This window comes from Pontiella sp., from assembly GCF_041622395.1.
Taxonomy (GTDB): Bacteria; Verrucomicrobiota; Kiritimatiellia; order Kiritimatiellales; family Pontiellaceae; genus Pontiella.
Window position 1 is genome coordinate 1 of sequence record NZ_JBFJYW010000112.1, and the last position, 10,681, is coordinate 10,681.

At 57.6% G+C, this 10,681-nt stretch carries 10 protein-coding genes and 1 pseudogene; all 11 read left to right on the forward strand.

Annotation, left to right across the window (positions count from 1 at the left end; all coding sequences use genetic code 11):
• A partial coding sequence (locus ABYO54_RS08090; RefSeq protein ID WP_372807743.1) for a hypothetical protein occupies nt 1-269 on the forward strand: 269 nt, incomplete at its 5' end.
• Nucleotides 270-1,074: 805 nt separating this feature from the next.
• The gene (locus tag ABYO54_RS08095; protein WP_372807744.1) at nt 1,075-2,331 is read left to right on the forward strand and encodes a hemolysin family protein; all 1,257 of its coding nucleotides are present in this window, start codon (nt 1,075-1,077) and stop codon (nt 2,329-2,331) included.
• Nucleotides 2,332-2,358: 27 nt separating this feature from the next.
• Nucleotides 2,359-3,294, forward strand: a complete 936-nt coding sequence (locus ABYO54_RS08100; RefSeq protein WP_372807745.1) for a hypothetical protein — start codon at nt 2,359-2,361, stop codon at nt 3,292-3,294.
• Between the two features lie 80 nt (nt 3,295-3,374).
• Nucleotides 3,375-4,448 carry an A/G-specific adenine glycosylase gene (mutY, locus tag ABYO54_RS08105; protein ID WP_372807746.1) on the forward strand — a complete coding sequence of 358 codons (1,074 nt, stop codon included), beginning with the start codon at nt 3,375-3,377 and terminating at the stop codon, nt 4,446-4,448.
• Nucleotides 4,449-4,450: 2 nt separating this feature from the next.
• Complete coding sequence (locus tag ABYO54_RS08110) at nt 4,451-5,617, forward strand: hypothetical protein (RefSeq protein WP_372807747.1); 1,167 nt, start codon at nt 4,451-4,453, stop codon at nt 5,615-5,617.
• On the forward strand, nt 5,614-5,994 hold the full coding sequence (locus ABYO54_RS08115) for a RidA family protein (protein ID WP_372807748.1): 381 nt from the start codon (nt 5,614-5,616) through the stop codon (nt 5,992-5,994). The genes ABYO54_RS08110 and ABYO54_RS08115 overlap by 4 nt, the downstream gene beginning before the upstream one ends.
• On the forward strand, nt 5,994-7,052 hold the full coding sequence (locus tag ABYO54_RS08120) for an FAD:protein FMN transferase (RefSeq protein WP_372807749.1): 1,059 nt from the start codon (nt 5,994-5,996) through the stop codon (nt 7,050-7,052). Before ABYO54_RS08115 ends, ABYO54_RS08120 begins: the two co-directional genes overlap by 1 nt.
• A gap of 24 nt (nt 7,053-7,076) precedes the next feature.
• On the forward strand, nt 7,077-7,826 hold the full coding sequence (locus ABYO54_RS08125) for a LysM peptidoglycan-binding domain-containing protein (RefSeq protein ID WP_372807750.1): 750 nt from the start codon (nt 7,077-7,079) through the stop codon (nt 7,824-7,826).
• Nucleotides 7,827-7,959: 133 nt separating this feature from the next.
• The gene (recA, locus tag ABYO54_RS08130; protein WP_372807751.1) at nt 7,960-8,982 is read left to right on the forward strand and encodes a recombinase RecA; all 1,023 of its coding nucleotides are present in this window, start codon (nt 7,960-7,962) and stop codon (nt 8,980-8,982) included.
• Between the two features lie 57 nt (nt 8,983-9,039).
• Nucleotides 9,040-10,026, forward strand: a complete 987-nt coding sequence (locus tag ABYO54_RS08135) for a M28 family peptidase (RefSeq protein ID WP_372807752.1) — start codon at nt 9,040-9,042, stop codon at nt 10,024-10,026.
• Nucleotides 10,027-10,441: 415 nt separating this feature from the next.
• A pseudogene (locus ABYO54_RS08140) lies at nt 10,442-10,681 on the forward strand (ATPase); the annotation flags it as partial.

The window sequence follows — 10,681 nt, forward strand, 5'->3', positions numbered from 1 at the left end:
CACCAGACCGGCACGAAACAGGGCCGCATGTTTCTTTTTCCCGGCGCGTTCATCGTGTACGACGGCGAACAGGTGCAATAGTGTATGTGCTGATAAACCGATTCGGGGAAAACGTATGGGTTGAGGTTGCAGCCATTTCCGGCGAAGTCTGCCACATGGACGCCGTTGGCAACCTGCATCCGATGGGGGTGGTATTGTACGAACAAAATCCCGAATTCGTACGCGCTCGGTCGAAAATTTCCCCCAAAAACTGTTTAGATCCCGTCTAAAGAAACATATCTCCGAACACCGAAAACAAACGCGGAAGTCATGCAAATGTTATTAACAGAATTACTTACATCCACTACGTCGCATAATATATCTTATGTCTATACCAGGTTAATAAATCCTTCTACATATGGTGGTTATGCAACCAGCAGGCAAAACAGAGGACACAACGATAAGCGGCGGTCGCGGTTCGATTTGCTTAGCCCTAGGGATAATTCAGGCGCCTTCCGGCCGCTTTTTTTTTCGAATACGCAATCGCCCCGAGGAGTTCAGTTTGGTGTCCGGAGAATTGGGCCTCGCGGCGAAGTTGGCGCAAGCGACGCGACCCGTCAGGCCCGATTTGAAATACGGGAAAGATTCGGATTTCATCGGCGCACCGAGGGCATCCCAGAGTGGAAACCAAACGGAGCGATCGCTCTAAGCAGCAGAAAAAAATAACGATGAAGACGCATGAAAAAACTGCCCGCGAACGGGAGGATTGGGAGCACTTTTCCGACACGGTTCCCCTGCTCTCTCCTTCCGGTAAATTTTCAAAACCTCCATGGTCCGACTTTCGGATTCCAATTCCGCGCGGGCAGAAGACTGTCCCGTCTTGCGCATCCGAGCACGCACTTCGCAAGACATCTGGCAAGTACGAGGACCTGCAATCGCACTTCTTCGAATGAGCGGCCTCATGCAACGTCGTCGTGAAAGTTACAGCCATATGATAATTAACCTTGGAAAGGCTGGAGTAGCACCCCGTCTTTCGCTTTAGTTGTCGGCGTGAAGGCACCATGCCTTGAGCAACAGGAACCCCGGAAGGAATTGATGCCCGATATTCAGAACGAATTTTTACTCTACGGTATGGCGACTCTGGCATTGGCTTGCATACTCGCAACGGTTTTCACCTCGCTTCGCTTTACCGGCGATGCAGGGTTGCCGCGGTTGTTCGAGCGCGAGATTCATCGCCTCAAGCTTCTGGAGTTCTGGAAGGATCGTTGGGATCTCCTATGCAAAACCGCCCGGCTTCTTTTGACCCTCACGGCGATCGCCACCTTTATTCTCTTTTATCGCGCCCTGCAGGAGTTTCCATTTTGGAAACAGGCGACCGGCCTTTTTTTGCTTTCGATGATCTACATGCTGGTTGCAAGAATCGTCCCGCACGTGCTGTCGGAAGGCTATGCCGACCGTATCTCGATGGCGGTTCTGCCGGTTTTCGGAATTTTGACGCTGGCCCTGTATGGATTCGTCTGGCCGCTTCAGTTTGTCGAGGATCACTTGCTGCGGCATGCCATGTCGACCTCCGACGAAGAAGACCGGCCATCGACCGAGGATGAGATCAAGAGCCTGATCGAAGAGACGGACGAGGAGGATCTGGAGGAAGAAGAGCGCGAGATCATCCGGAGTGTTTTTGAGTTCGGCGAGACGGTTGCGCGCGAGATCATGGTTCCGCGCATCGACATCAACGGCATCAAGGACACGTTGACGGTCGGCGAATGCATCGCCGAGGTCAAGGAATCCCGCCATTCGCGGTTCCCGGTATACCACGAAAACATCGACGACGTGGTTGGTCTCGTCCATGTAAAGGAATTGCTCAAGCTAATGGCCAATGGCCAAAGCGAAATCCCGGTGGGACAGCTGGTCAAGAAAATCGAATACGTTCCCGAAACCATGCCGCTAAACGACCTGCTTCAGCTGATGAAAAAGGCGCGCGCGCAGATGGTTTTGGTGGTGGATGAATACGGCGGCACCGAGGGACTTGTCACGATGGAGGACGTCATCGAGGAGCTGGTTGGCGAAATCGAAGACGAGTACGACCTGAAGGAAAAGGAGTACCATAAGCGAACCGATGGCTCCGTGATGGTTCTGGCACGCATGCCGATCTACGACTTGAACGAGGAACTGGGAACGAAACTGCCCGAAAGCGATGAATACGATTCGCTCGGGGGCTACATTTTTTCCAGGCTGGGCCGCATTCCCAAGGCCGGCGAGACCCTGGATGCCCCCGGCTACGTCCTGCGCATCCATTCCGCAACCCAACGCCAGATCCAGGTTGTCCACATGAAGCCCGCGGACGGCGTTTAGTATACAAATCAAATAGAGGACAGAAGCATGAAACAAGCGAATCGATGGATCATTTTTTTCTGCACGCTGGCTTTGGCCGCCACGCATGCCAAGGCCGAAGACCTGAAAGCCTATTACGAAAAGCAGAAGGCAGAGATTGCTCCGACCTTTACGCCCCCGAAGCTGGGGTCCGAGGTTTCCGTCACGCTGGCGGCCGGACAAACCCGCAAAGGCATCCTGATGAAACTGAATACCGAGGAGCTTGAGCTGATCACGGACACGGGCACCATGGTCGCGTACAAGCGCACGGCCTTGCACGAAAGCTCCCGCGCCGACTTCTTCGCCGAAGACTACGCCCATGCCATGGCACTGGAGAAAACCCGCGAATACAAGCAAGAGCTCCACCTCTCGGGGATCGCCGAGGAGCAGGCCAACACGCATGACGGCCGCATTTCCGTTACCCTCAAAAGCGAAAAAAGCGTCGATAAGGAATCCGAGGAGGAAGAAAAGGAAAATGAGAACTCGGGCGTTACCACGACCACAACCACCACGACGCGCAGCCAAACCGAAGTCGATCACCTAAAAATCACCGTGGCCAACAACACGACTCATCCGGACAGCTACACGCTCGAGTATTATTTCTTCGGCGAGACGGTTTCCAAAAGCAACCGCGATCGCGACGAGGAGGACGAGAACGAGGGTAAGATCTCCATCGTTGATGGCGGAACGCGGCGCGTCACGGTCGATGCCCGCAAGAGACTGGTGGAGGAAGTTTCGTCCAAGCCCTTTGTCGTGGAAAAGATCACGGTCGAAACCGAGCGATCGAATTCCGACTACACGTCCGATCCGCGCGTCACCGAAAAAGGGACGGAAAGTGCCGGGTGGCTTGTGCTGCTGAAATACGGCGGCGACATCCTCGACAAAAAAGCAAGCTCAAACAAGTTCTTGGAAGACGAGTGGATGAACAATCTTCGGCTTCCGTAGAAAACGCTCGACGCCGCCGGCAGACTCTGGAGAATACGCCCGACTCCACTTATTGGAGCCGGGCTTTTTTTATGGATCAGATGCAAAAAACGAAAGGTGCCGTGAAGACCGGGCTACTCCCCTGGTTTTCCGGCAACAAGCGCAGCATGCCATGGCGCAGCAACCGCACGCCGTATCGGGTTTGGATATCCGAGCTGATGCTGCAGCAAACGCGCGTGGACCAGGCAACGCCCTATTTCCACCGCTTCATGAAACGCTTTCCCTCGCTCAAGTCGCTTGCGGCGGCCACGCAGGAGGAGGTGCTGAAACAGTGGGAAGGGCTTGGCTACTATTCGCGCGCCCGCAATCTCCACAAGGCGGCGCAGATCATTGCAACAAAGCACCGCGGACGGTTTCCGAAAACGGCCGAGGAAATCATCGCGTTGCCGGGCATCGGGAGCTACACCGCCGCCGCCATCGGCTCGCTGGCCTTCAATCTGGATCTGGCCGTGCTCGACGGCAACGTGATCCGCGTGCTCTCCCGCCTGTTCGCCTACACCCGCGACACCCGCACCTCGCCCGCGAAAAACGAATTGCAGCAATATGCCGACGAGCTGCTGGTGAAAGGCGATGCCGGCAACTTCAACGAGGCGATGATGGAGCTGGGGGCAACGGTCTGCGCCCCGAAGAATCCGGACTGCCCCGCCTGTCCCCTCGCCCGCGTTTGCCTGGGGTTCGAATCCGGCCGTCCGACCGACTATCCCGTCAAGGCCCCGAAAAAGAAGGTGCCGCACATTGTCGTCGGCGCAGCGGTGGTTACCAATGCCGACGGCCAGGTTCTGGTGGCGCAACGGCGGTCCGAGGACATGCTGGGCGGGCTTTGGGAATTCCCCGGCGGCAAGCAGGAACCCGGCGAAACCATTAAGCAGTGCATCGCACGCGAACTGGAAGAGGAGCTGGGCATCAACACCGAAATCGGCGACTTTTTGGTCAGCGTCAAACATGCCTACAGCCACTTCACCATGGATATGCACACCTATTTCGCCAGCATCGCCTCCGGCCGCCCCCGCCCCATCCATTGCCAGGATTTCCGGTGGATGGAGATTGCCGATCTGCGGCGACTGCCCTACTCCAGGGCCGACCTGAAAATCATCGATGAGCTGGAGAAACTATGAGGATGGCCTTCCTGCTATTCATTCTCTCGGCAGCGGCCGTTGCCGCTCCGCTGGATTTCAGGATCGTCGTTACGCGGCAGGATCCGTCGATGGACTGGTGGTATGCCGTCCCCGAACCGTTCCAGCCGGCCATCGCGCAAACCGACGCCGTTTACCGCGATGAATATTTCAGGATCATCCCGTTTTTCGACGCATACGCCACCGACAGCAACCACTGCGCCGACCTTACCTTCGATCTGGAGGTGGTCCGTCCCGATGGCACCGTCAAGCAATCGCTGACCGGAAACATTGCGCACCGGGGCGTAGCCAACGGAACGCTTCCCGCCCAATCGGTTGTCCAGCTTTGCTTCGATCACGCCGACGATCCGGGAAACTATACGATCAGCATCACGGCCCGGGACCAGGTGTCCGGCACGACCAACCGCCAAAGCCGGATCATCGAACAAAAACCCGTGCGATTATGCCAGACCACGCCGGAATCGCGCGATGCGCTGTTTTTAGGGTATGCCGCCGCCCCCGACCCGGTCGCCGCGCTCTCCTCCTTCCTGCAAACGGAACCGTCGTTTTTCGACCCCGGGAACGAACCCGTCTGGTCGGCGATCTGGTTTTACAAAACCATTTTCGAAAACAACGAATTCCTCGTGCCCCAGCTGATCGAAGCCTTTCCCGCAGCAAACCGGAAGCAGCGGCAAGACACGATTCTGTTGCTCACCCTGTTGCACGAAACCCAGCGACTGCCCCGCCTTTCGCAGGACTTGGTGGTCTTCAAGCGGCTCATGGAGGCCGGGCAAGTACCCGATCCCTACGCACCAGCCGCCTCCCGCAAGCAACTGGATATGTTGTGGGCGGAATTCTTTGCAACGGGGCGCATCCGGCCGCTCGAACAAATCGTTTCGCGACTGGGCCTGGTCGACCGCAAGGGCACGCTCCAAAAAATCGAAGCGGGCGAACTGGATCCTGCCGACGAATCCGTCCGCCGCGCGGCCCAGGAAGAGTCCGTTTTCCAGTCCGCGCTGATTACCCTGCGCCAATACGCAACCGACGTGCCGTTGGTTTTGCACTACTGCATCGGCATCCTGGATGCCGAAGAGCTTGAAAAACCCGCCCAAGAGTGTCTAGCTATGCTCATTCGATCAGTCAACATCTCGAAACAGGAGTCAACACCATGAAACACATCATCAACACCGACCATGCCCCTGCCCCGATCGGCCCCTACAACCAAGCCGTTAAAACCGGTCATCTGCTCTTCACCTCCGGCCAGATTCCGATCGATCCCGCAACCGGAATCATGGTCGCCGGCGGCATCCGCGAGCAGGCCATTCAGGTCCTGGAAAACCTCAAGGCCGTGCTCGAGGCGGCGGGATGCGTCCTCGACGATGTCATCAAGACCACCGTCTTCCTGGCCGACATGGCCGACTTCCCGGAACTCAACTCCATCTACGGCGAATACTTCAGCGAAGAGCACGCGCCGGCCCGCTCCACCATCCAGGTGGCGGCATTGCCCAAAGGGGCCCTGGTGGAAATCGAGCTGGTAGCAAAAGTCTAATGCAGCAAAAGCAATTCATCTCCATTCTGGCGGGTCTCGCCATTGTCCTCATTCTGGGCATTGGCGGCCTTGTCCGGTTTTCGACCATTGAAAATCCCGCCCACTGGGGCGAATCGATGGGAACGACCTACAGCGTCAAGATTTCCGGCAAGGTGAAGCGCTCGCTATTGAAACAAATCAAGCAACGGATCGACGGGCGTCTGGCGGAAATCAACGCGCAGATGTCGACCTGGGAACCGGACAGCGAAATCTCCAGCTTCAACCGTTCGCGTTCCGTGCAGGCATTTCCCTGTTCCGAGGCGTTTGCCTCCGTGGTTGAGCGCGCGCTGCAGCTGGCGGAATCGACCGAAGGCGCCTTCGACCCCACCCTCCAGCCGCTGCTCAACCTGTGGGGCTTCGGGAGCGGCGGCGAACAACCGGCAATCCCTTCCGATGACGAAGTCGCCGCGGCCCGAAAAAAGACCGGATGGCGCAAATTGACATCGCGCAACTGGGCCATCGAAAAGGCGGAACCGGAAATCTCGCTCGACCTCGGGGCGATTGCCAAGGGCTATGGCGTCGATGCGCTCGCCCGCATTCTCGAGCAAGCCGGGCTCGAAAACTGGTTTGTGGAGATTGGCGGCGAAGTGGTGGTCAAGGGCCTCAATCCGGACGGCATGCCTTGGAAGATCGGCATCCAGTTCCCGACCACCAACCCCATGGAGGACGGGCGGCTGCAGGGCATTGTGCACATGACCAACGGAGCCGTCGCCACTTCGGGCGACTATCGGAACTATATCGAAGAGGACGGGGTGATCTATTCGCATATCCTCGATCCGCGCTCCGGTCGCGCCGTGCGGTCGAACACCGCCAGCGTTACCGTCGTGGCGCCGGACTGCATGGATGCCGACGGAATCGCCACGGCGCTGTTCGTCATGGGCGCCGATGCCGGGCTGGCCTGGGTCGAGGATCAACCGCAGGTCGAGGCGCTTTTCCTGCTGCGCGGCGAAAACGGGGAAATAAACGAAAAATTTAGTTCGGGGTTCCGCAAAGCCAGCGGTTATACTTCGTCGCTTTAACCATTGAATAAATCAGGAGTAACGATGCATAGGATCTGTTTGCCGTTGTTGGGGGCCATGCTTTTGCTGGCAGGATGTGATAAGGACGCCCAGTCGATCGAGACTCGCGAGGAGCGCGATCCAAGCGTCAGCGCCGGTCAGGCCTACATGGACGAAGGCAAGTGGGACGAGGCCATCGGCGAATTCAAGAAGGCGCTCGACAACGAGCCGCGCATGGCTCGGCCGCACCTTCAGCTCGCCACCATCTACCACAACTACAAACTCAACTATGTCTACGCGCTCTACCATTACGACCGCTACCTCGAACTTCGCCCCGATACCGAAAAGGCCGACATGATCAACGAACAGAAGCTTAACGTCGTCAAGGCGCTGGCGGGGACACTGATCAACAATTCCAAGGAAGTCAAACAGGTCGTCCAGGAGCGCAACAACCTCATCAAGGAAAACGCCGACCTCAAGCGCCAGCTGGCTTCTCTTCAGCAGACGCAGGGTGCTGCCGCAACCCCCTCGACGGGATCCACCAGAACGGCCGTCACCTCCATTCCGAAAACCGTCCCGCCGGCTACGCCAACCACCACCGCGACGGGAGCCACAACCGTACAGCACCAGATCCACCATGTCGTCAGCGGAGAAACCCTCACCAAGATCGCCAGCAAATACTACGGCGATTCCGGCAAATGGGACATCATCTTCGAGGCCAACCGCGACACCATGCGTAGCGCAGGCGATCTCAAGGTCGGCCAAACCCTCGTGATTCCGGCGATAGGCAACTAGTTCCGGAACAGCCGCCCACCGGATTCCATAAATTCAACGGAATGGAACCCGGTGGCGTTGACACCCCCATGGGGTTTGATAACAATCCGCGTTTCGATTAACCCCAGGCTCACCGACGAAGGAGATTTACAAAATGGCCGCCAAGAAAGAGACCTCGACCGACAAATCAACCGCGCTCAGCAACGTAGTAGCTCAGATCCAAAAGCAGTATGGCGAAGGATCGATCGTCAAGCTAGGCGATGCCAGCGCCAACCGGCACGTCGAATCCATTTCAACCGGGGCGCTCACCCTCGACCTCGCTCTCGGCATCGGCGGCCTTCCGCGCGGTCGTATCGTCGAAATCTACGGCCCCGAATCCTCCGGCAAAACCACGCTCGTTTCGCACGTAATCGCCAATGCCCAGAAAGCCGGCGGCATGGCGGCCTTCATCGATACCGAGCATGCGCTCGATCCGGGCTACGCCAAAAAGATCGGCGTGGACATCGACAACCTGCTGGTTTCCCAGCCCGACTCCGGCGAAGAGGCGCTCAACATCTGCGAAGCCTTGGTCAAGAGCAACTCGCTCGACGTCGTGGTGGTCGACTCCGTCGCCGCGCTCGCGCCGCGCGCCGAGCTCGACGGCGAAATGGGCCAGTCGCACGTCGGCCTGCAGGCGCGCCTGATGTCGCAAGCCTTGCGCAAGCTGGTATCGGCCATCAACCACTCGAGCTGCATCTGCATCTTCACCAACCAGATCCGCGAAAAGGTCGGCGTCATGTTCGGCAGCCCCGAGACCACGCCCGGCGGACGCGCCCTCAAGTTCTACGCCTCCGTCCGTCTCGACATCCGTCGCATCGGCCAGCTCAAGGACTCCTCCGGCACCGTCTACGGCAACCAGACCCGCGTCAAGGTCGTCAAGAACAAGGTCGCCGCCCCCTTCACCCAGGCCGAGTTCGACATCCTCTACGCCGAAGGCATCTCCTACACCGGCTCCGTCATCGATGCCGCCATCAGCGCCGGCATCATCGACAAGAAGGGCTCTTGGCTCTCGATGGACGGCACCCAGCTCGGCCAAGGGCGCGACGCCGCCGTCCGCGCCCTCAAGGAAGACAAGGAACTTTGCGACTCCGTCATCAAGCGCATCTACGCCGCCCGCGAAGAAACCGCCGCCAAGTAAGTCCCGGGCGTGTTCCCGCGACGAAAGAAAACGAACAAGGGTTGCTGGATTACGGAAATGATTTCAAGGAAGGCCAAGTCCGGAAACAAAGGAACCCGAGAGCGTCGTCTTTCAAACCTGGGTTCTTTGCGTCTTGCCGTCTTGGCGGTTATCTCCGCCGTTTTGTCGGGATGCACCCCGGAGGAAAATCAGGCGGAGCTCCCGGCGTTCGATGGGCGGCGGGCGTTTGCCGAGGTGGAGTCGCTCGTGCGGTTCAGTCCGCGCGATGCGGGTACGCCGGAAGGCTGGAAGGCCGCAAAGCATATCCATAAACGGATGGAGAGTTTCGGCATCGCAACCGATATGGACACCTTCACCGACATGACGCCGGACGGTGAAAAGACGATGATCAACGTGATCGGCACCTATCCGGGAAAGACCAAGCGCTGGATCATTCTCGGCTCGCATTTCGACACGATGCCCGGCATCGGCAACTTCCAGGGCGCGAACGATTCGGGCTCAAGCACCGGCATCCTGCTGGAACTCGCGCGCATGCTGGGCGAATCGAAGATCACGCCCGAGGTCGGCATCATCTTCGCGTTTTTCGACGGCGAAGAAGGCATTGCCGATTACATTCCGGGCGACGGTTTGCACGGCAGCCGCCACATGGCCCGGCAGCTGGCGGAATCGGGCGACCACAAAAAGATCGATGCGATGATCCTGCTGGATATGGTCGGCGACAAGGATTTGCAATTCACCATCCCCTACAACAGCTCGCGCGAACTGGTGCAGACCGTTTTCGAAGCGGCTCATGCCACCGGGCACCGCGAGCGCTTTAGCCTGTCGCGTTCGGTCATCACCGATGACCATGTGCCGTTCCTGCAGATCGGCATTCCGGCGATCGATCTGATCGACTTCCGGTTCGGCACGGCCCCCGGCCTCAACGATATCTGGCATACCGCCTCCGACAACCTTTCGAGCATCAGCGCCGAAAGTCTGGAAATCACCGGTTCCGTTGCGCTCGAAGTGGTCCGGAAGCTGGCAATGACGCCGGACGATGGTTGATGGCTAAACATCGATCTCCTTTTAACGGACAAAGATTGACTAATCAGGTCCAATATATATCTTCATCACGATGATTCAGCTCAAAGCCAATTCTTTGAATGTCGGTTTCAGGTGCATCGAACCGCTATGGGTCTCTTTCGGCTCAGGTTTCTTCTCCTTCATGAGCGGTTCAATAATTTCGTTTGGGCAACCGCCCGCTTCAACCCGGAAGTTCGGGTTCGCACAATCCGCTTCCACACGTTCTCTCTTTTTTTCGGCCGCTTTGGGCAATCCCCGTCATTCGCACGAATTCGTTCCTCCCTTTTCTTGGCTCGTTGCGGCCGCTCGTACCGAAATTAGTGCGCCGAATAACTTGTAACCCCTAAATCTATCCTTTTATATCGAATGCTCTTTTTAGTTAAAACCGGAGAATAAAATGGCCGAAGAATTGAAACATTTGATCGAGCAGATCCAAAAAGAAGGTGTTGAGAAAGCCAGCGCCGAGGCGGAAACGATTGTCTCCCACGCAAAGGAGAAAGCGGCGAAGATCGTGGCCGAAGCCCAAGCGCAGGCCCAGGACATGCTGAAGAAAGCCGAAATCGAATCGGCCGCGTTTTCGCAACGTTCGGCCAAAACCCTGGAACAGGCCGCCCGCGACCTGCTGATCACCATCGGC

Excerpts from the sequence above, each read along its gene's own strand:
- recA (WP_372807751.1), top strand. The coding sequence starts at position 7,960 with ATGGCCGCCAAGAAAGAGACCTCGACCGACAAATCAACCGCGCTCAGC.
- ABYO54_RS08100 (WP_372807745.1), top strand. The coding sequence starts at position 2,359 with ATGAAACAAGCGAATCGATGGATCATTTTTTTCTGCACGCTGGCTTTG.
- ABYO54_RS08125 (WP_372807750.1), top strand. The coding sequence starts at position 7,077 with ATGCATAGGATCTGTTTGCCGTTGTTGGGGGCCATGCTTTTGCTGGCA.
- ABYO54_RS08115 (WP_372807748.1), top strand. The coding sequence starts at position 5,614 with ATGAAACACATCATCAACACCGACCATGCCCCTGCCCCGATCGGCCCC.
- ABYO54_RS08110 (WP_372807747.1), top strand. The coding sequence starts at position 4,451 with ATGGCCTTCCTGCTATTCATTCTCTCGGCAGCGGCCGTTGCCGCTCCG.
- mutY (WP_372807746.1), top strand. The coding sequence starts at position 3,375 with ATGCAAAAAACGAAAGGTGCCGTGAAGACCGGGCTACTCCCCTGGTTT.
- ABYO54_RS08120 (WP_372807749.1), top strand. The coding sequence starts at position 5,994 with ATGCAGCAAAAGCAATTCATCTCCATTCTGGCGGGTCTCGCCATTGTC.
- ABYO54_RS08095 (WP_372807744.1), top strand. The coding sequence starts at position 1,075 with ATGCCCGATATTCAGAACGAATTTTTACTCTACGGTATGGCGACTCTG.
- ABYO54_RS08135 (WP_372807752.1), top strand. The coding sequence starts at position 9,040 with ATGATTTCAAGGAAGGCCAAGTCCGGAAACAAAGGAACCCGAGAGCGT.